This window comes from Massilia sp. NP310 (assembly GCF_019443485.1).
GTDB classification, from domain to species: domain Bacteria; phylum Pseudomonadota; class Gammaproteobacteria; order Burkholderiales; family Burkholderiaceae_D; genus Telluria; species Telluria timonae.
Genome location: NZ_CP080379.1, coordinates 5,555,214 through 5,576,898, shown reverse-complemented (window position 1 = coordinate 5,576,898; position 21,685 = coordinate 5,555,214). Strand labels below are relative to the sequence as shown.

The window sequence follows — 21,685 nt, the reverse complement described above, 5'->3', positions numbered from 1 at the left end:
GGCCCACGCGGTGATAGTTATCGATGCCGATCTTGTGCCGGATGAATTATCTGCCAACCATCACCACGTGGACGGCGTAGCCGTCCACCCTACCGCCGCCGGCAAAAAAAAACCCGCTGCAAGCAGCGGGATTTTTTTCGCCCTGGGGCGACGGAGCACCCTGGACTATTTCGCTTACGCCTCGCGGCTGGCCTTCTTGCGCTCGTGCTCTTTCAGGAAGCGCTTGCGCAGGCGGATCGATTTCGGGGTGATCTCGACCAGTTCGTCGTCCTCGATGAACTCGACGGCGTATTCCAGCGACATCTGGATCGGCGGCACCAGGCGCACCGCTTCGTCGGTGCCCGACGAACGCACGTTGGTCAGCTGCTTGCCCTTGATCGGGTTGACGACCAGGTCGTTGTCGCGCGAGTGGATGCCGATGATCATGCCTTCGTACACCGGGGTGTTGTGCTCGACGAACATGCGGCCGCGGTCTTGCAGCTTCCAGATCGCGTAGGCGACGGCGGCGCCGTCATCCTGCGAGATCAGCACGCCGTTGCGACGGCCGGCCAGGTCACCCTTGCTGTTGTCGACCGCTGCGTATTCGTGGAACACGTGGCTCATCAGGCCGGTGCCGCGGGTCAGGGTCATGAATTCGCCCTGGAAGCCGATCAGGCCACGCGCCGGGATCAGGTATTCCAGACGCACGCGACCCTTACCATCCGATTCCATGTTCTGCAGGTCGCCACGGCGGCGGCCCAGTTCTTCCATCACGCCGCCCTGGTTGGCTTCCTCGACGTCGACGGTCAGGTTTTCGTATGGCTCCTGGCGCACGCCGTCGACCATCTTGTAGACGACGCGTGGACGCGACACTGCCAGCTCGAAGCCTTCGCGACGCATGTTTTCCAGCAGGATGGTCAGGTGCAGCTCGCCGCGGCCCGACACTTCGAAGGTGGTGTCGTCGTCGGTCGGCGCCACGCGCAGCGCGACGTTGGCCTTCAGTTCGCGCTCGAGGCGCTCGCGCAGCTGGCGGCTGGTGACGAACTTGCCTTCGCGGCCGGCCAGCGGCGAGTTGTTGACCATGAAGTTCATGGTCAGGGTCGGCTCGTCGACGGTCAGCATCGGCAGCGCTTCTGGCGTATCCACGGCGCACACGGTCGAGCCGATGCCGATTTCTTCGATACCGTTGATCAGGCAGATGTCGCCGGCAACAGCCGAGTCGACCAGCACGCGCTCCAGGCCCTTGAAGTTCAGCACCTGGTTGATGCGGCCCTTGATCGGGGTCGAATCAGGACCGTTCAGGATGAGCACATCCTGGCCGGTCTTGACGGTGCCGCGATTGACGCGGCCGATGCCGATCTTGCCGACGTAGGACGAGTAGTCCAGCGAGGTGATCTGCATCTGCAGCGGGCCATCCGGATTGTCGTCACGCACCGGCACGTATTTCAGGATGGCGTCGAACAGCGGCTTCATGTCGCCGCCGCGCACGCTTTCGTCCATGCCGGCGTAGCCGTTCAGGCCCGAGGCGTAGACGATCGGGAAGTCCAGCTGCTCGTCGGTCGCGCCCAGCTTGTCGAACAGTTCGAAGGTCTGGTTGATCGCCCAGTCGGCGCGCGCGCCCGGACGGTCGATCTTGTTGACGACGACGATCGGCTTCAGGCCCAGCGCCAGCGCCTTGCGGGTCACGAAGCGGGTCTGGGGCATCGGGCCTTCCTGCGCATCGACCAGCAGCAGCACCGAGTCGACCATCGACAGCACGCGTTCCACTTCGCCGCCGAAGTCGGCGTGGCCCGGGGTGTCGACGATGTTGATGTGCGTGCCTTCGTACTCGACGGCGCAGTTCTTCGACAGAATGGTAATGCCGCGCTCTTTCTCGAGATCATTCGAGTCCATGACGCGGGTGTCCACGGCCTGGTTTTCACGGAAGGTGCCGGACTGGCGCAGCAGCTGGTCGACGAGCGTGGTCTTGCCGTGGTCAACGTGGGCAATGATTGCGATATTACGAATCGCGCGTTTGGTGTTTGACATGATTTTTGAGAAGTAGCGTGGTGTACGAAATGTACTGGAACTGCGTGTACTGGAACTGCAAGTCCGATACTGCTGATTTCGGAAACCGACTAGTATAGCATGGGAAGCCGGCCAGTCTGAATCTCGCCGCCGAAAGGCACGATTTTTCAACGGAATTTCAACAGCTTGTCACGGTGGCAGCGTGGTGGAAGATTAGCCGCCATCCGTGACAGCCGCGTGACATGCCCGATGGAAAAGCGATCAGGCTGCCGGCGCGGTCGAGATCAGGCGCTCCGGCGCCAGGATCGCATACTCGCCCAGCTGGCCGGTACCGAGCAGGCGGCCGTCGTGGTAGATGCGCACCCTGCCCTGTTGTTCCGGCACGGCGACATCTTCCTTGCCGAGCGCCAGGCGCTGGCCTTGCAGGAAACGCCTTGCCAGCTCGGCATCCAGTTCGATCGACGGGAAGGTCGACAACAGCGCATCGACCGGCCGCAGCAGCGAGCGCGGGTCCGGGTGCGCCAGCAGCTCATCCAGCGTGATCATGCCCGTGACGTCCAGCGCACCGACCTCGATCCGGCGCAGCGCGTTCAGGTGCGCCCCACAGCCGAGCGCGGCCCCGATGTCCTCGCCCAGCACGCGCACATAGGTGCCCTTGCTGCAGGTGACGCGGATCTTCAGGAACGGCGCCTGGTAGTCGATCAGCGACAGCGCGTGGATCGTCACCGGCCGCGCCTCGCGCTCGAGCGTGATGCCCTCGCGCGCGTATTCATACAGCGCCTTGCCGTCGCGCTTGAGCGCCGAATACATCGGCGGCACCTGCTGGATCGGACCGCGGAACCGCGCCAGCGCCGCCTCGATCTGCTCCACGGTGACGTCGACCGGCAGGGTCTCGATGGCCTCGCCCTCGGTGTCGCCGGTATTCGTCATGATGCCGAGGTGGACCGTGGCTTCATAGGTCTTGTCGGCCTCGAGCAGGTCTTGCGAGAACTTGGTCGCTTCGCCGAAGCACAGCGGCAGCAAGCCGGTGGCGAACGGGTCGAGCGTGCCGGTGTGACCGGCCTTCTTCGCGTTCAGCACGCGCTTGGCCTTGATGAGGGCGTCGTTCGAGGACAGGCCGACCGGCTTGTCGAGCAACAGCACGCCGTCGACGAGGTCGCGCGGTTTTTTCGCGGGACGACCGTTCACTCTTTCTCCGCCGGGTCGGCTTCCTGCGCGTCGGGATTCGACTCCGGATCGTCCTTGGCGCGGGTGGCGTTGGCCTGGTCGATCAGGGCCGACATCGCCATGCCGCGCACGGTCGAGGTGTCGTGCACGAAGTGCAGCGACGGCAAGGTGTGGATGTGCAGGCGCTTGCCCAGCATATTGCGCAGGTAGCCGGACGCCTTGGACAGGCCTTCCAGCGTCTGGCGCACTTCTTCCGCGCTGTCCTTCAGCAGGGTGAAATAGATCTTGGCGTGGGCGTAGTCGGGGGTCAGCTGGACTTCGCTGATGGTGACCATGCCGACGCGCGGGTCCTTCAGTTCGAAGGCGATGAGTTCCGACAGGTCCTTCTGGATCTGGTCGGCCACGCGCAGGCCGCGCTGTGGAATGCTTTTGCTGTGTTTAGCCATGATGTGCTGCTTGTTCTTTTGTGAGCTTCAATTCACCGTCGTCCCCGCGTAGGCGGGGACCCAAGTTTCTAAGTTCAGTGGCTCTGCTGGGGGCAGTCGTCCAGCGAGCGAACTTGGGTCCCCGCCTGCGCGGGGATGACGTGATAAAAAAGGGCCAGGCCCTCCGCGACATTGCCGCGAAGCGTCCTGGCCCCCATGGTACGCCAACGGCGTGGCTTACAGCGTACGCGCCACTTCGGTGACTTCGAACACTTCCAGGACGTCGCCGACCTGGATTTCGTTGTTGCCCTTCAGCGACAGACCGCACTCGAGACCGGCGCGCACTTCCTTCGCGTCGTCCTTGAAGCGTTTCAGCGAATCGATCTCGCCGGTCCAGATCACGATGTTGTTGCGCAGCAGGCGGACCGACGAGGTACGCTTGACCACGCCATCGGTGACCAGGCAGCCCGCGATCGCGCCGACCTTCGACACCAGGATGACCTGGCGAATCTCGACCTGGCCGGTGACGGTCTCGCGCTTCTCCGGCGCCAGCATGCCCGACAGTGCGGTCTTGATCTCGTCGATCGCATCGTAAATGATGCTGTAGTAACGGATGTCGACGCCGTTCGCCTCGGCCAGCTTGCGCGCCTGGGCGTCGGCACGGGCGTTGAAGCCGATGATGACTGCCTTCGATGCGGTCGCCAGGTTGACGTCCGACTCGGTGATGCCGCCGACCGCCGCATGGACGATCTGCACGCGCACTTCCGAGGTCGACAGCTTCTGCAGCGAGCCCACCAGCGCTTCCTGCGAACCCTGCACGTCGGTCTTGACGATCAGCGGCAGGTTCTTCACCTCGCCTTCGGCCATCTGCTCGAACATGTTTTCCAGCTTCGCGGCTTGCTGCTTGGCCAGCTTCACGTCACGGAACTTGCCTTGACGGAACAGGGCGATTTCACGCGCCTCGCGCTCGTCGGCCATGACCATGACTTCTTCGCCGGCGCTCGGCACTTCGGTCAGGCCCTGGATCTCCACCGGAATCGACGGGCCGGCCGAGGCGATCGTCTTGCCGTTCTCGTCCAGCATGGCGCGGACGCGGCCGAACGAGGAACCCGCCAGCACGACGTCGCCGCGCTTCAGGGTGCCCGACTGCACCAGGATCGTCGCGACCGGGCCGCGGCCCTTGTCCAGACGGGCTTCGACCACCAGGCCACGGGCCAGCGACTCGGTCGGCGCCTTCAGTTCCAGCACTTCGGCCTGCAGCAGCACGTTCTCGAGCAGGTCGTCGATGCCGGTGCCGACTTTCGCCGACACTGGCACGAATGGCGACTCGCCACCGTACTCTTCAGGCACCACGCCTTCGGCGACCAGTTCCTGGGTCACGCGATCCGGGTTGGCGCCCTGCTTGTCGATCTTGTTGATCGCGACGACCAGCGGCACGCCGGCGGCTTTCGCGTGAGCGATCGCCTCTTTCGTCTGCGGCATCACGCCGTCGTCCGCCGCCACCACCAGGATGACGATGTCGGTCGCTTTCGCGCCGCGGGCACGCATCGCGGTGAACGCTTCGTGGCCTGGGGTATCCAGGAAGGTGATCATGCCGCGTGGGGTGTCCACGTGGTATGCACCGATGTGCTGGGTAATGCCGCCGGCTTCGCCCGACGCGACCTTGGCGCGGCGGATGTAGTCCAGCAGCGAGGTCTTGCCGTGGTCGACGTGACCCATGACGGTGACCACCGGTGCGCGCGAAGTCGATTCGAACTCGGAGTGCTCGCCCTGGTCGGCCAGCAGTGCCTCGGGATCGTCCTCGGCGGCGGCGAAGGCCTTGTGGCCCATCTCTTCCACCAGGATCATCGCGGTTTCCTGATCCAGCACCTGGTTGATGGTGCACATCTGGCCCAGCTTCATCAGCTGCTTGATGACCTCGGATGCCTTGACCGACATCTTGTGCGCCAGTTCGGCCACGGTGATGGTTTCTGGAACGTGGACGTCCTTCACGATCGCCTCGGTCGGCGCTTGGAAGTTCGATTCACGATCGTCGCCATGACCGCGACGGCCGCCACGGCCACCGCTGCGCCAGCCGTCACGGCCGCCGGCACCGGCGCCGGCGCCGCCGCGCGTCTTCACGCTCGGGCCGCCACGCTTCTTGGCGTCGTCCGACCAGGTCGACGACACATTGGCCGACTTGATCGACTTCTTGTCGCCCGGCTTCTTGGCGTCGTCCTTCTTGACTTCGCCCGGCTTTTTATCGGCAGGCTTGTGCAGCGTGCCGGCGGCAGCCGCAGGAGCGGCTGGCTTCGGCGCCGGTTCCGGCGCCTTGATCACGCGGCGTGGCTGGCTCATCATGAGCTTGATCTGCGCCACTTCGTCGGCCACGGCCTTGCGTGCGCGCTCGGTGGCGGCAGCGCGTTCGGCGGCTTCCTTGGCGGCGGTTTCCTTGGCAGCCTGGGCCTCCTCGGCGGCTTTCTTGGCCGCTTCGTCGGCGCCGGCGGCTTGCTTGCCCGCCGCGGCTTCCTTGGCGGCCTTGTCGGCGGCAGCCTTGTCGGCGGCGTCGCGCTTGGCCTGTTCTTCGGCTTCGCGCTTGGCCTGCTCTTCAGCCGTCTTGGCTTGCGCCTTTTCTTCGGCTTCCAGCTTGGCCAGGCGTTCCTGCTTCTCGCGCAGGTCGGCCTCTTGACGGGCGATCAGCTCGGCCTGGCGGCGCGATTCTTCCTCGCGGCGCGCCTGTTCGGCGGCGTCGATCACCGGCTCCTCGGGGGCCTTGGTCGTGACCAGGTCGTCGCGCTGCACGAAGGTGCGCTTCTTGCGGACTTCGACCTGGATGGTGCGCGATTTGCCCGACGAATCAGCTTGCTTGATTTCGCTGGTTTCCTTGCGCGTCACCGTGATCTTCTTCTTCTCGCCGGTATCGGCAGCGCCGTGGGTACGGCGCAGATGGTTCAGCAGCTTGTCCTTATCATCTTTCGACAAGGGATCTGACGTCGAGCTTTTCTCGACGCCGGCCGAACGCAGCTGGGTCAGCAGCAGGTCTGCAGGCATCTTCAGCTCGGTGGCAAATTGGGCTACGTTGTTACTCGCCATTCAGTCCTCTTTTCTACGTGTCGCGACAGATGATAAAGAAATGCTCAAGCCTTGGCCGTTTCAGCCAGGCTCCAGGCTTTCGCCTGCAGTGCTTTCGCCCGGTCGTCGTACTTGCTGTCGACCAGTTTCATCTCGTCGTCGGTCACATCATTAAATTCACTCTTGATCAGGTCGCGGGCGCGGTCCGACGACAACGCCAGGATGGCGCCGAATTCGTCATAGGCCAGTGCCGCGAATGCTTCGACCGTCTTGATGCCAGCCAGGCCAAGCTTGCCGGCAACGGTGCGGTCCATGCCTTCCAGATTGACCAGAGCTTCTTCCATGCCTTCGAGACCTTCCTCGGAAGCGATCGCCTCAGTCACCAGCGCGTCACGGGCGCGGGTGCGCAGTTCGTTGACGGTGTCTTCGTCGAACGATTCAATTTCCAGCATCTCGGAAATTGGCACGTATGCGATTTCTTCCAGGCTCGAGAAGCCTTCTTCAACCAGGATATCGGCCACTTCCTGGTCGACGTCCAGTTTTTCCATGAACAGCGCGCGGATCGCGGCCGTTTCTTGCGCCACCTTGTTCGCCGATTCCTCGGCGGTCATGATGTTGATCTTCCAGCCGGTCAGCTCGGACGCCAGGCGCACGTTCTGGCCCGAACGGCCGATCGCGATGGCCAGGTTTTCTTCGTCCACGACCACGTCCATGGCGTGCTTTTCTTCATCGACCATGATCGACGAAACATTCGCCGGGGCCAGGGCGCCGATCACGAACTGGGCCGGATCGTCCGACCACAGCACGATGTCCACGCGCTCGCCGCCCAGCTCGCCGGTCACGGCCTGCACGCGCGAACCGCGCATGCCGACGCAGGTGCCGATCGGATCGATGCGCTTGTCGGCCGTGAACACGGCGATCTTGGCGCGCACGCCGGCGTCACGGGCCGCCGATTTGATCTGCAGCAGGCCCTGTTCGATCTCTGGCACTTCCAGTTCGAACAGCTTCATGATGAACTCTGGCGCGGTGCGCGACAGGATCACCTGCGGGCCACGCATATTGCGGTCCACACGCAGGATGAAAGCGCGCACGCGGTCGCCGATGCGCAGGTTTTCTTTCGGGATCATCTGGTCGCGCGGCAGGCGCGCCTCGATCTTGCCCGACTCGACGATCGCATCGCCGCGTTCCATGCGCTTGATGGTGCCGGTCACCAGCGAATCGCCGCGCTCCAGGAAGTCTTGCAGGATCTGCTCGCGCTCGGCATCGCGCACGCGCTGCAGCACGACTTGCTTGGTGTCCTGGGCAAAACGACGGCCGAACTCGACCGACTCGATCGGCTCTTCGATGTATTCGTCGACTTCGATATCAGGAATTTGTTCCTTGGCTTCGAAGTGCAGGATTTCCTGGTCAGGCAGCTGCAGGCCCGCTTCATCAGGCACCACGTGCCAGCGGCGGAAAGTCTCGAACTCGCCGGTGTCGCGATCGATTGACACGCGAATGTCGACTTCGCCTTCATAGCGCTTCTTCGTGGCCTGTGCCAGCGCGAACTCGAGCGCACCGAAAACGACTTCCTTGTCGACGTTCTTTTCGCGCGCAAGCGCATCCACCAGCAATAAAATTTCGCGACTCATGCTTTGCGACTCCTAAAATCCACCTGTGGCACCAAACGTGCCTTGTCCAATTCGGCCAGCGTAAATTCCATCAACGCCGGGCCATCTTTACTGTCAAATTCCAAACCGACCTTGTCGTTCTCGACGCCGCGCAGGATACCGGTATAGGTTTTCCGGTTCGCGCTGCCCGGCACCGCGACGCGCAGCTTGACCGTGCACTCATGGCCGGCGAAGCGGGCGAAATCGGCGAGGGTTCGTACCGGGCGATCGAGGCCCGGCGACGAAATTTCCAATCGTTCGTAATCGACGTTTTCCACGGTCAGCACGTGCGACAGCTGGTGGCTCACCTTGGCGCAGTCCTCGACCGTGATCGGGCCCTTTTCGTCCGCGTCGGCAGCCGGGAAATCGATGTATACACGCAGGATCCCGCGCTCGCCCCGCTCCACATCGACGAGGTCATAGCCGAGTCCACTGACTGTCGTGGCGATTAAGTCAAACTGCTGCACGGCACTTCTCCAGGGCTTTAAAACGATTTACCAAAAAAAAAATGGGCATCTGCCCATCTTTTTGTACTTACAACCCAACCAGATGAAAGCACTTGCACCAATTTCACGCGCATCACGACTCGCGGATACAACGTTCGGGAAGGACTTCGATTAGGCTGCAAATTATACTGCTTTTCCGCTTCTCTCGCAATCGCCTTACCATAAATGAGATTTTAAACAACAGTTGGCAGTGTGCTATGGGCTGCGAAACATTTTACGCCGATCTGGCGACGCATGCGCGGCCTGCGCACGGTTGCGCAGGCCGGTCATGAACGGTGCTCAGCCGCGGCGTCCACGGCGCGGCAAGCCGTGTTCCGAGCCGCGCGGCCCCTGGCCGCCGCGACGGCCGCCGCCGGTGCCGGCGAAGCCGAAGGTGGTCTGCAGCGGATCCGGCTGGCGCGGACGGCCGCTGCCGGCGCCACCCTTGCCGCCGCCCGCATTGGCGCCACGGCCCTTGCCGCCACCCTGGCCGCCGAAGCCGCCCTGGCGACCGCCGACTGGCTTGCCGCTCGGCACTGGGCCGTTCAGGATGCCCTGCCCACGGGTGGCGCCGACCCGCGCCACCGGCGGGCCGAAGGGATCGACGTTGCGGTTGGCGTCGGCGCGGTCGATGCGATTGCCGTCGCTGCGATCGTTGTTGCGCTCGGCGCCACGGTTGCCGTCGGCGCGCATGCCTTCCGGACGCGGGCCCTTGCCCTTGTGGCCGCCCTTGACATGCTTCTCGGGAGCAGCGCCCTTCTTCTCGACGCCGAAGGCCGCCATCAGGGCGCGCACATCGTTTTCTTCCAGCTCTTCCCAGCGACCGCGCTTGAGGCCGGTCGGCAGGGTCATGGCGCCGTAGCGGGTACGGATCAGGCGCGAGACGGTCAGGCCGACCGCCTCGAACATGCGGCGCACCTCGCGGTTGCGGCCTTCGCCGATCACCACGCGGTACCAGCGGTTGATGCCTTCGCCGCCGCCGTTCTGGATCTTCGAGAACGCGGCCTTGCCGTCGTCGAGCTCGACGCCGGACAGCAGCTTCTGGCGCATGCCTTCCTCGAGCTCGCCCAGGGTGCGCACCGCGTATTCGCGGTCGATGTTGTAGCGCGGGTGCATCAAGCGGTTGGCCAGGTCGCCCGAGGTCGTAAACAGCAGCAGGCCCTCGGTATTGAAGTCGAGGCGGCCCACGGCCAGCCATTTGCCGGCCTTCATGGTCGGCAGGCGGTCGAACACCGATGGACGGCCTTCCGGATCGTCATGGCTGACGATCTCGCCGGCCGGCTTGTGGTAAACCAGCACGCGCGGCGGCTTGCTGCTCACGCGGCGCTGGATCAGCTTGCCGTTGATGCGGACCGCGTCGGTCGGCAGGATGCGCTGGCCGATATGGGCCGGCTCGCCGTTGACCGAGACGCGGCCGGCGACGATCAGCTCTTCCATGTCGCGGCGCGAACCCAGGCCGGCCTCGGCCAGCACCTTGTGCAGCTTCGGCGCATCGTCGTCGGCGGTCAGGTCGCGCCGCGCCGGCTTGGACGAAGCGTTGCCGCGCGCGCCGTCGTTGGCGTCGAAGTCGCTCGACGTGACGAAGGAGAACACATTGTCGGCCTCGTTGCCCGGCTGCTGCTTGCCGCCCTTGCCCTGCGGCTGCTGCTTGCCGCCGCGGCCGATCTGCTTGGCCGGACGTCCGCCTTCGGTCGGACGAGCGCTCTGCTGGCCCGGACGGCCGCTTTGCTGGCCGCGCTTGCCCTGCTTGTGCTGGCCACGGCCGCGCGCTTCTTGTTTACCCTCTTGCTTACCTTCCTGCCCGCCTTCCGGCACGGCATCAAAGCCAGCCTCGGGCGCCGCAGCGGCCTGCTCGGCGACAGCCGGCGCGGCAGCCTGCTGCAGCGCTTCGCGTTCGGCGCGCTTTTCGCGCATCTGGCGCGGGCCGCGCGGCTTGCGCGCTTCCTGGGCCGGGGCGACCTCAGCAGCGGCCGGCGCTTCAGCCACTGCCGGCGCGGCGGCGGACTCTTCTTTCGCGGCCTTGGTGGCGCGCGGCTTGCGGGCCTTCGGCGCCGGCGCTTCGGCGGCTGGCGCAGGTTCGGCGGCGACCGGCTCGGCGGCGACGGCCGCCTTGCGGGTGCGCTTCGGCTTGGCCGGCGCGTCGGCCGCTACGGCCTCGCCCGGCGCAGTGTCGGCCACGGCAGCCGCCTTGCGCGTACGCTTCGGCTTGGCTGCAGCTGGCTCGCCTGCATCCACAGGCTTGGTCTCGTTTTGTTCAGTTGGGTTCATCGTTCGTGTCTTTATTGTGCTGACCCGCCTCGGCAATCCCGTCATCAAGCGTGTCGCGGATCGGAACTTCAACGGGTGAAGTAGCTAAATCGTCGGCGGCCGCGCTGGCGTCCGCCCTGTCAAAATTATCGTTCAATGCCGCCTCGAGGGCTTCCAGGCTGCGGCTGTCGGGGCCTTCGGCCAGCGGCTGCAGCGGCGGCAGCTGCGAGAGCGACGCCAGGCCCAGGTCGTCCAGGAACTGGCGCGTGGTGCCCAGCAGCGCCGGCCGCCCCACCACTTCGCGGTGGCCGACGACGTCGATCCAGCCGCGGTCTTCCAGCATCTTGATGGTCTGCGAATTGACCGCGACGCCGCGGATCTCTTCGATGTCGCCGCGCGTGACCGGCTGGCGGTAGGCGATGATCGCCAGCGTTTCCAGGGTCGCCCGCGAGTACCTGGGCGGCTTTTCGGGCGACAGGCGGTCGAGATAGGGCTTCATCTCGGGACGGCTCTGGAAGCGCCAGCCCGACGCCAGGCTGACGATCTCGATGCCGCGTCCATCCCAATCCTGGCGCAGTTCTTCCAGCAAGATTTTGATCGTATCGGCGCCGACGCCGGCGCCGACCTGCCGTCCTTGCGCGTCGACCTCGGCGAAGAGTTTCTTCATGCCATGGATCGACATCGGCTCGCGGGCGCATAGCAAGGCGGTTTCGAGGACTCTCTTGGCCTCGTCAGTATTCATATCGCGATGTCGTCAATCAAACAATTCGGCCAATCGGGGTCGGGACAGGATCAATGCGCGTGGCGCGCATGCCTGCACGCCATGCGCCTGTCGCCCTGCGATCTGCTGCCTGAAACCGGAATCCGTGGGCCCGGCGCGCTGAGCGCCGGAGCTGTTACATGGCGGGCAAGGAACCCGCCAGGGGCAACCCGCCTGCGCGACGGGCCGCTGGTGTTGATCTTCATTGCGAAACGTGGAACTCGGCGGAACTCTATCTCTTAGGCACGCCCGCGATCGGGGCGCTGCCGGGGAGCGGCCTGTGCGGCACGCGAGTGGACGACGTCGTTTCTTCCAACTGGCGGCCATTGTAACCGATAAAACCCCGCAGCGGACAAGGGGGCGGCGCTGCGATGTGCGCCTATTTGCGTCAGTCGGACAGTTTTTCCGACAAAATCGCCGATACGCCAAGGAATGCGGGGTACTCGGCCGTGATCACATAGGTCGGCACGTCGGCCAGGTAGCCGGCGAAGCGTCCCTTCTGCTCGAAGCGGCGGCGGAACGAGGAACGGTCGAAGCGCTCCCCGAGGCGCGGCACGATGCCGCCGCCGATGTACACGCCGCCCTGGGCGCCGAGGGTGACCGCCAGGTTGCCGGCCACGGTGCCGAGCATGCCGCAGAACGCTTCCAGCACCTCGTCGCACAGCGCGCATTCGCCGCTGAGTGCGCGGCGCGAGATCTCGGCCGCGCCGAGGCGCTCGCCGGGGCGGCCGGCGCGGTCGGCCAGCGCACGGTAGATGAGCTCGACGCCGGCGCCGGACAGGAAGCGCTCGAACGAGACGTGCTCGAATTCGCGCCAGGCATATTGCAGGATCGCGACTTCCTGCTCGTTGACGGGAGCGAAGCTGACGTGGCCGCCTTCGCTGCGCAGCGCGGTCCAGCTGTCGCCGCACGGCACCAGGCCGGAGACGCCGAGGCCGGTGCCGGCGCCCAGCAGGCCCAGCGCCGCGTCCGGCTGCGGCGCGCCACCGCCCACCCGGCGTTTTTGCTCGCCCAGGTGCGGCAGCGAACGCGCCAGGGCCGAGAAATCATTAACCACCAGCAGGATTTCGAAGCCGCACTCTTGCCGCAAGGCTTCAGTGGAAAATTCCCAGTGGTGATTGGTCATACGCACATAGTCGCCGTTCACCGGGTTGGCGATGGCGATCGCGGCGTGGCGGATCGGCGCGGCGCTGATCGCCTTGACCGCCGCGCTGCCCAGGTAGGCGCGCATGGCATCCCCCAGGGTGGCATGGTCGGCGCAAGGCAGCACCTCGACCGCCTCGAGCCGGCCCGGCCCCAGCTCCAGCACGAAGCGGCAATTGGTGCCGCCGATATCGGCAAGCAGGCGGGCGCCGCCGCGATGGGGGCGGTCGGTCGATGGGCTGAACGGGGAGGCAGTCATGGTGGTACGCATGTAAAAGACGCCCAAGCTTACTAAATTTTTTGCCCTGACGACAAGTGTTTTCTGTAGTTTAGGTACATACTCCGCAACGAGGCGGATCATGACAACCCGCCGCCTACTCGCATCGACGTAGTAGAACTACTTTTTTGATGAAGCAGAGAGCATCGCGCCGCCCGCCGGACGGCGCGCCGGTCAGCAGGTTGCCGGATCGAGCTCGGGATCGTTGCCGCGCTGGGCGTTCCAGGCGTCGAGCCCGCCCTTGAGCGGACGCGCACGGTGGAAGCCGTTGGCCATGAACTGGCGCGCCACTTCGGCGGCGGTGACGTCGTCCGGGCAGCTGCAATAGACGACGATGTGGCGGTCGCGGTCGAGCGAAGCCATCAGGTGTTCGGGCTGGCAGGCCTTGAAGATCACGGCGCCGGGAATCGCGGCTTCCATCTGCTGCGCGCTCAGGCTGCGCGCATCGATGATCACCGGATCGTGGCCGGCCTCGATCAGGGCCAGCACCTCGTCGATCCCGATGCGCTCGATCGCGCTGCGCGAACGGTGGCGACGCCGCTCGGCATACTTGAAGGCGATGAACAGGGCCAGCAGGCCGGCCACGATCGTCAGCGCCGTGCTGCCCATGGTCGAGAGCGTGTCGAGGACGCCGTCGACGCTGTTATGGAACCAGATGCCGAGCAGGATGCCGGTGCCGCTCCAGAGCGCCGCGCCGGTGACCGCATACAGCAGGAACAGGCGCGGGTTGACGCCCATGGCGCCCGACAGCGGCGCCGCGATGGTGTTAAAGCCGGGAACGAACTTGGACACCAGCAGCGACTTGACGCCGAACTTGCGGAAGCGGTCCTCGGTCTGGTTGACGCAGGAATCGGGGGACAGCGAAATCTTGCACAGCAGCCGCAGGATGCGCTTGCCGTAGAAGCGGCCGGCGCGGAACCAGAAGGCGTCGCAGATCAGGCAGGCCAGGATGGCGGCCATCCATACCAGGTGCCAGCTCACGTCGGCGGTGACCGAGAGCGCGCCGGCCACGATCAGGACCGGGTAGGCGGGTATGGGCAGGCCGAACTGTTCGACGAGGACGATGCCGAACACGATCAGCACGCCATAGACTTGGAGGAGTTCGGCTAGCTGGGGCATTTCTGTATATTAGCGCAATTGGGCTGGAGGCACAGGAACGCCCCCTATTCCTTTTGGCGTAAGCGCAACGCCGGTGACGGATGAGCCGTTTTTATTAAGAGCCTATCCCGGCAGGTGGGAGGAAGTTCATGCCGATGCATGGCGGGCGTGAGCAAGGCGCGAGGAGGCCGCATGGAGGGCCATGCAACGACGAGCAACGCAGCGCACGCTTGCCAAGCGCGGCAGGAACGACTCTCACTTGCCGGGATAGGTTCTTAAACGCCACGCGGAATCGCCGCCAGCAGCGAGCGCGTGTACGGATGCTGCGGGTCGCGGTACAGCGCATCGGCATCCGCCATCTCGACCACGCTGCCATGATGCATCACCATCACCTGGTCCGAGATGTACTTGACCACCGACAGGTCGTGCGAGATGAAGATATAGCTCATGCCGTATTCGTCCTGCAGGTCTTGCAGCAGGTTCAGCACCTGGGCCTGCACCGAGACGTCGAGCGCCGACACCGATTCGTCGCACACCAGGATCTCGGGCCGCATGGTCAGGCAGCGCGCGATCGCGATGCGCTGGCGCTGGCCGCCAGAAAACTCGTGCGGATAGCGGCCATAGGCGGCGTCCGGCAAGCCCACCCGCCCCAGCAAGCCGCGCGCCAGTTGCGCACGCTCCATTTCATTGGCGCCGATGCCGTGGATGCGCATCGGTTCCAGCAAGATCTGGCCGACCGTGAAACGCGGATTGAGCGAGGCATAGGGATTCTGGAAGATGATCTGGATCCGCCGTTTATACGCCTGGAATTCGCGGTCGGACATGGCCAGCAGGTCACGCCCCTCGAACAGCGCCGAGCCGCCGCTCGCGCGGTGCAGGCGCAGCAGGGTCAGGCCCACCGTGGTCTTGCCCGAGCCCGACTCGCCCACCACGCCCAGGGTCTTGCCGCGGCCCAGGGTGAACGAGACGTCCTTGACCGCCTTGAATTCGCGCTTGCCGAACAGGCCTTCGCGCAGCCAGAAGCTTTTCGCCAGGTTGTTGACCACCAGCACCGGCTGGTCGTCCGGCGCCGTGCCGCGCACGCGCTGCGCCGGCGCCTGGTCGGACGCCCAATCGGGCACTTGATCGGGCAGGATGCGGCCGCTCAGATAGTCGTCGATCACCGGCAGGCGCAGCGGCCGCGCATCGAGCGGCGGCCGGCAATGCAGCAGGGCCCGGGTATACGCGTCGACCGGAGCGCCGAATACCTGGCCGGCCGCGCCCTCCTCGCGCACCTCGCCGTGGCGCATCACGATCACGCGGTCGGCGATCTCGCCCACCAGCCCCAGGTCGTGGGTGATGAACAGCACCGCCATGCGGCGCTCGCGCTGCAGGCGCGCGATCAGCTCCATGATCTGCTTCTGGATCGTCACGTCCAGCGCGGTGGTCGGCTCGTCGGCGATCAGGAGGCGCGGCTCGCAGGCGATCGCCATCGCAATCATCACCCGCTGCTGCTGGCCGCCCGACATCTGGCTCGGGTAGGCGTCGATCTTGCGCTCGGGTTCGGGAATGCCGACCTCGTGCAGCAGCGCCAGGGTGCGCGCCCGCGCCGCGCGCCTGCTCATGCCCAGGTGCAGGCGCAGGACTTCGCCGATCTGGTAGCCGACCGTGAACACCGGGTTGAGCGAGGACATCGGCTCCTGGAAGATCATCGCGATGTCCTTGCCGCACAGCGCGCGCCGCTCGCGCGCAGGCAGGCCGAGCAGCTCGCGGCCGGCGAAGCGGATGCTGGAAGCGGGATCGATGACGGTGGTCTGCGCCGGCAGCAGGCCCATCACGGCCAGCGAGCTGACCGACTTGCCGCTGCCGGACTCGCCCACCAGCGCCACCGTGCTGTTGTCGGGGACGTCGAACGAGATGCCCTTCAAGGCGTCGAAGGTCTGCCGCTTGTCGGTGCGAAAGGCGATGCGCAGGTCGCGCACTTGCAACAATGGTTCCTGGGTCATATCGGCCGTCATTTGATCTTGGGATCGAGCGCATCGCGCAGCGCGTCCGCGAACAGCGAGAAGCTCGTCACCAGCAGCGCCATCGCGCCCGCCGCCGCCGCCAACTGCCACCACTTGCCGAGGATCAGTTCATTCTGCGCTTCGTTGAGCATGCTGCCCCAGGACACGGTGCCGACCGGCACGCCGAAACCCAGGAACGACAGGATCACCTCGGCCTTGATGAAGCCCACCACCAGGATCGACATCTGCACCAGCGCCACGTGCGAGACATTGGGCAGGATGTGGCCGAACATGCGGGACCAGCTGGACGCGCCGATGGCATCCGCCGCCATCACGTATTCGCGCGCGCCGTGCTTGATGTATTCGGCGCGCATCAGGCGGTAGGGGCCGGTCCAGCCGGTCAGGCCGAGGATCAGCACGATGGTGGCCACGCCTTTTTGCTGGAGCACGGCGGCCACGGTCAGGATCATGAGGATCGCCGGAATCGCCGTGAAGATGCTGTAGAACCAGTTGAACAGGTCGTCGACCCAGCCGCCATAAAAGCCCGAGACGGCGCCGAACAGGGTGCCGAGCGCCACCGCCAGCAGGGCCGCCACCAGGCCCACCACGATCGAGGTCTCGCCGCCCTTGATGGTCTTCTTGACGATGTCGTGCCCCCATTTGTCGGCGCCGAACGGCAGGGTCGTGCGCTTTTCCACCGGCGGATGGGTCTGCGCCACCTGCGTCCCGAGCTCGGCCAGTTCGTCGGCCAGCGGGTCGAAGGCGTTCGGCGGCGTGGCGCGCGGCAACTGGGCGCGGGCCAGGGCGCGCGCCGTGGCGTCGGCGCCGACGAAGGTGGGCGGCGCGTAGTTGACCGCCACCTCTTGTTCCCAGTCGCTGGCCAGCATGCCCGTGGCGGACAACAGCACCAGCACCAGGAAAGCGGCGACGACGGCCAGCGCCGCCATCCCGACGCGGTCGGCGCGCAGGCGCCGCCAGGCGAGCGCCCACAGTCCGGGAGAGCGCATGTGCAGGGTGGTCGTCATCGTCATTTGAGCTGCACGCGCGGATCGACCGCCTGGTACAGCAGGTCGGCCAGCAGGTTGAACACCATGGTCGCGGCGGCCACATAGACCGTGATCGCCTTGATCACCGGGAAATCGCTGCGCTCGACCGCCAGGATCACTTCGCGGCCGATGCCGGGAATGCCGAAGAAGCGCTCGAGCAGGAAGGCGCCGATCAGCAGCGCCGGCAGGTTGGCCATGACGTGGGTGATGATCGGGATCGCGGCATTGCGCAGCACGTGGACCCAGACGATGCGACCCTCCTTCAGGCCCTTGGCGCGCGCGGTGCGCACATAGTCCTGCTCCGCTTCGTCGAGCACGAAGCTGCGGTACAGGCGCAGGGTCGGCGCGATCGACACCGCCAGGCCGATGATGATCGGCAGCAGCGCATACCTGAGCAGATTCTCGCCCAGGCTATTGCCCCAGCCCTGGACCGGAAACAGGCCCAGCTGGTAGGCGAACACATACTGGAACACGATGATGTAGACCAGGATCGAAATCGACATCCCGACCGTGCAGGCGACCATCACGGCGCGGTCGGTCAGCGAGCCGCGCACGAAGGCGATCGCCAGCGCCAGCGCGATGCCCAGCACGGTCTCGAGCACGGTCAGCGGAATCAGGACCGTGAGCGACGGCCCCAGGCGGCTCGCGATGATGTGCGACACCGGCTCGCCCGTGCTCCAGGCGTTGCCGAAGTCGAAGGTCAGGATCTGCTTGACGAAGATCCATAGCTGCACAGCATACGGCTGGTCGGTGCCGAGCTGGCGCCGGATGTTCTCGATCGCGCCGGCGTCGGCCATCTTGCCGGCCAGCAGGTAAGCCGGGTCGCCGCCGACCCAGTTGAACAAGAAAAACACCAGCAGCACCACGCCGCCCATCGTCGGCAGCATCTGCCACAGCCGGCGCAGGACATAAGCAAACATCGCACTCCCGAATTTGCGGATTGGGCGAACGTGCCGCCCCCAGGTTTGCCACCAAGCCAAATTCACGATGGCAAAAAACGACACGATAGCGCATATCCGCACGCACCGACAGCCGCGCAATCTTATGCCCCGATAGTCACAGGTTATTACAATGTAATGACACTGGTATCAAGAATTCATATAAGAAGCTTGCCGACGACCTGATATATGTACATCGCCCTATTCGCAATATCATGTCCCAAAAATATAGTTTGAACGAATCAAATGCTATATCTAACTATATTTTTCGCATGATATATCGTATTTCGAGTTTTGTGAATTTTGTGTGACTAGCATCAAAATTGCATATTGTAAAGACAAGTCATCAGACAGTTGTATTTTGCTGCATACATACGTTACCAATTGACACTATCTATTCGTCAATGTTTTTATTGTTAAGTAGTAAAAACATGCCGGGCCCATTCGCCACGGCGATTCACTTGACTTTACTGGCGACGCGACCCGCCGCCAGGTCTTAGGGGAAGACTGACTATGATGGTTGAAACTGTGTTATCTCGATCGATACGCCTGATGTGCGCCGGCGGCCTTGTCGTCGCCGTGACCGGCGCCCACGCGCAGGAAGCGCCGCCTGCCGTCGAATCGGCCCAGCGCGTGGAAGTGACCGGTTCGCGCATCGCGACCGCCAACCTGGAAAGCGTCAGCCCGGTTACCGTGGTCGGCGCCAAGGATATCGCGCTGGAGGGCGTGAAATCGGTCGAGAGCCTGCTGAACAACCTGCCCCAGGTGTTCGCCGATCAGGGCGGCTCGATCTCGAACGGCTCGTCCGGCACGGCCACCGTCAACCTGCGTAACTTCGGCGCCGACCGCACCCTGGTGCTGGTCAACGGCCGCCGCCTGCCGGCCGGCAGCCCGCGCAATACCGCGGCCGACCTGAACCAGATTCCCGCCGCGCTGATCAAGCGCGTCGAGGTGCTGACCGGCGGCGCCGGCGCCATCTACGGTTCGGACGCCGTGGCCGGTGTCGTCAACTTCATCATGAACGACACCTTCCAGGGTGTCCAGATCGACGCCAACTACCAGTTCTACAACCACGACCAGAACGGCGGCCTGGCGGCCCAGGCGGCCCAGCGCCGCAACTACCCGCTGCCGGACGACGTCGGCGCCGACGCCAAGATCAAGGACATCAGCCTGCTGCTGGGCGGCAACTTCGCCGACGGCAAGGGCAATGCCACGCTGTACTTCGGCTACAAGAAGGAAGATCCGGTGCTGCAGTCGCAGCGCGACTTCTCGTCCTGCTCGCTGGACGGCTTCAGCTCGGGCACCCAGTTCAACTGCGGCGGCTCCGGCACCAGCTACCCGGGCCGCTTCATCACCGCCAACGGCGACCGCACCGTCGCCGACGCCAACGGCAACGTGCGTCCTTACGTGGCCGCCACCGACCAGTACAACTTCGGCCCGCTGAACTACTACCGCCGTCCGACCGAACGCTACACCTTCAGCGCCTTCAGCCACTACGACATCAACGAGAAGGCGCGCCTGTACACCGAAGCCAGCTTCCACGACGACAGCACGGTGGCGCAGATCGCTCCATCCGGCCTGTTCGGCCTGGATGCCTCGGGCGCCAACGCGATCCGCTGGGAAAACCCGCTGCTCACCGATGCATGGCGCAGCGCGCTCGGCATGACCGGCCCGGGCGACACCGCCGACGTCCTGATCTTCCGCCGCAACGTCGAAGGCGGCGGCCGCCAGGACGACCAGCGCCACACGTCGTACCGCGGCGTGATCGGCATCAAGGGCGACATCGGCAACTGGCGCTATGACGCCTTCGCCCAGGTCGGCAAGGTGCTGTACTCGGAAACCTACTACAACGACTTCTCGGTCGCCCGCAGCGCACGCGCGCTGGACGTCATCGCCGACGCCAACGGCAACCCGGTGTGCCGCAGCTTCGCCAACGGCACCGACCCGAACTGCGTCCCATACAACATCTGGCGCCTTGGCGGCGTGAGCCGGGACGCGCTGAGCTACCTGCAGACGCCGGGCTTCCAGCGCGGCAGCACCTCGCAGACCGTGCAGGGCATCAACCTGTCGTCCGACCTGGGCGAATACGGCCTGACCATCCCGGGCAGCAATGAAGGCATCGGCGTCGCCTTCGGCTGGGAACACCGCACCGAAAAACTGGACCTGAACGCCGACGCGGCCTTCTCGACCGGCGACCTGGCCGGCCAGGGCGGCCCGACCCAGAGCGTGGCCGGCCAGTTCAGCGTGCGCGACTACTTCGCCGAGACCCGCATCCCGATCCTGCAGAACGTGCCGCTCGCCGACCAGCTGACCGTGACCGCCAGCTACCGCAAGTCTGACTATTCGACCGGCCACAAGACCAATTCCTATGGTGCCGGCATCGAGTGGGCGCCGGTGGAAGAAGCGAAGTTCCGCTTCAGCTACCAGCGCGCGGCGCGCGCGGCCAACGTCGTCGAGCTGTTCAGCCCGTTCGGCCTGAGCCTGTTCGGCATGTCGAACGACCCTTGCGCCGGCGCCAACCCGAGCGCCACCCTGGCGCAGTGCCAGCTGACCGGCGTCACCGCGGCCCAGTACGGCAACATCCAGGACAGCCCTGCCCTGCAGTACAACCAGATCAGCGGCGGCAACCCGAACCTGGAGCCGGAAACCTCCGACTCGTATACCCTGGGCCTGGTGCTGACCCCGTCCCGCAACAGCTCGATCACCATCGACGCCTTCGACATGAAGGTCGAGGGCACGATCGGCGGCTTGCCGGCCTCGACCACGCTGACCCAGTGCCTGAACACGGGCGATCCGACCTTCTGCTCGCTGATCACGCGTGACCGCCTGGGCACCCTGTGGGCGCTGCCGGCCGCGCAGGTCGTCGCGACCAACCAGAACCTGGGCCAGATGTCGACCAAGGGCGTCGACCTGGGCGCCAACTACCGCATGAAGATGGGCGCATGGGGCGGCCTCGACCTGTCGCTGATGGGCACCTACCTGAAGGAATTCATCCAGGAAGACTTCCCGGGTTCGGGCGAGTACGACTGCGCCGGCTTCCACGGCACCTCGTGCGGCACCCCGATGCCGAAATGGCGCCACAAGCTGCGCGCGGTGTGGGCAACCCCATGGCGCGGCCTGGAACTGGGCGCGACCTGGCGCTACGTCCGTGGCACCAAGCTCGACCAGTCCAGCAGCAATCCGATCCTGGCGGGCGACTTCGAGCCAGCCGACGAACGCATGGGCGCACGCAGCTACCTGGACCTGGTGGGCAACTACCGCATCAACGACAACTTCACCTTCCGCGCCGGCATGAACAATGCGCTGGACAAGGATCCACCGGTGTCGGGCGTCGTCGCGGCCGTGTTCGGCAACGGCAATACCTATCCGCAGGTGTATGACACCCTGGGCCGTCACATCTTCCTGAACGTGACCGCCAAGTTCTAAGC

Annotated in this window: 14 protein-coding genes; 1 reads left to right on the top strand and 13 read right to left on the bottom strand. The window is 65.0% G+C overall.

Translation table 11 applies throughout. The features are described from left to right. Positions 1 to 174 precede the first annotated feature (174 nt). The 13 genes from typA to KY496_RS24540 all read right to left on the bottom strand — a co-directional run bounded on the left by typA (position 175) and on the right by KY496_RS24540 (position 18,239). Positions 175 to 2,007, bottom strand: a complete 1,833-nt coding sequence (gene typA, locus KY496_RS24600) for a translational GTPase TypA (protein ID WP_005668564.1) — start codon at positions 2,005 to 2,007, stop codon at positions 175 to 177. A 240-nt stretch (positions 2,008 to 2,247) separates the two neighbouring features. Continuing rightward, positions 2,248 to 3,174 (bottom strand): tRNA pseudouridine(55) synthase TruB, encoded by a 927-nt coding sequence (gene truB / locus KY496_RS24595; RefSeq protein WP_219862848.1) that lies wholly within the window; start codon positions 3,172 to 3,174, stop codon positions 2,248 to 2,250. After that, positions 3,171 to 3,599, bottom strand: coding sequence for a 30S ribosome-binding factor RbfA (gene rbfA, locus KY496_RS24590; RefSeq protein WP_005668560.1), 429 nt, complete (start codon positions 3,597 to 3,599; stop codon positions 3,171 to 3,173). Before rbfA ends, truB begins: the two co-directional genes overlap by 4 nt. Positions 3,600 to 3,815: 216 nt before the next feature. Beyond that, a complete protein-coding gene (gene infB / locus KY496_RS24585) occupies positions 3,816 to 6,650 on the bottom strand; it encodes a translation initiation factor IF-2 (protein ID WP_219862847.1) in 2,835 nt (944 codons plus the stop codon). A 44-nt stretch (positions 6,651 to 6,694) separates the two neighbouring features. Then, positions 6,695 to 8,260, bottom strand: a complete 1,566-nt coding sequence (nusA, locus tag KY496_RS24580) for a transcription termination factor NusA (protein ID WP_005668556.1) — start codon at positions 8,258 to 8,260, stop codon at positions 6,695 to 6,697. Continuing rightward, positions 8,257 to 8,745, bottom strand: coding sequence for a ribosome maturation factor RimP (rimP, locus tag KY496_RS24575; RefSeq protein WP_005668553.1), 489 nt, complete (start codon positions 8,743 to 8,745; stop codon positions 8,257 to 8,259). Before rimP ends, nusA begins: the two co-directional genes overlap by 4 nt. A gap of 318 nt (positions 8,746 to 9,063) precedes the next feature. Beyond that, a complete protein-coding gene (rluB, locus tag KY496_RS24570; protein WP_219862845.1) occupies positions 9,064 to 11,031 on the bottom strand; it encodes a 23S rRNA pseudouridine(2605) synthase RluB in 1,968 nt (655 codons plus the stop codon). Next, the gene (gene scpB / locus KY496_RS24565) at positions 11,018 to 11,752 is read right to left on the bottom strand and encodes an SMC-Scp complex subunit ScpB (RefSeq protein ID WP_005668548.1); all 735 of its coding nucleotides are present in this window, start codon (positions 11,750 to 11,752) and stop codon (positions 11,018 to 11,020) included. The genes rluB and scpB overlap by 14 nt, the downstream gene beginning before the upstream one ends. Before the next feature lie 406 nt (positions 11,753 to 12,158). Then, positions 12,159 to 13,172, bottom strand: a complete 1,014-nt coding sequence (locus KY496_RS24560; protein WP_229520358.1) for a glucokinase — start codon at positions 13,170 to 13,172, stop codon at positions 12,159 to 12,161. 192 nt (positions 13,173 to 13,364) lie between these two features. Continuing rightward, positions 13,365 to 14,309 (bottom strand): VTT domain-containing protein, encoded by a 945-nt coding sequence (locus tag KY496_RS24555; protein ID WP_184235099.1) that lies wholly within the window; start codon positions 14,307 to 14,309, stop codon positions 13,365 to 13,367. A gap of 254 nt (positions 14,310 to 14,563) precedes the next feature. Continuing rightward, a complete protein-coding gene (locus tag KY496_RS24550) occupies positions 14,564 to 16,273 on the bottom strand; it encodes an ABC transporter ATP-binding protein (RefSeq protein ID WP_219862841.1) in 1,710 nt (569 codons plus the stop codon). A gap of 8 nt (positions 16,274 to 16,281) precedes the next feature. Further along, a complete protein-coding gene (locus KY496_RS24545) occupies positions 16,282 to 17,304 on the bottom strand; it encodes an ABC transporter permease (RefSeq protein ID WP_219862840.1) in 1,023 nt (340 codons plus the stop codon). Continuing rightward, positions 17,301 to 18,239, bottom strand: a complete 939-nt coding sequence (locus tag KY496_RS24540) for an ABC transporter permease (RefSeq protein WP_219862838.1) — start codon at positions 18,237 to 18,239, stop codon at positions 17,301 to 17,303. Before KY496_RS24540 ends, KY496_RS24545 begins: the two co-directional genes overlap by 4 nt. Positions 18,240 to 18,809: 570 nt before the next feature. Here KY496_RS24540 and KY496_RS24535 point away from each other — a divergent pair. Then, positions 18,810 to 21,683, top strand: coding sequence for a TonB-dependent receptor domain-containing protein (locus tag KY496_RS24535; RefSeq protein ID WP_219862836.1), 2,874 nt, complete (start codon positions 18,810 to 18,812; stop codon positions 21,681 to 21,683). Positions 21,684 to 21,685 lie beyond the last annotated feature (2 nt).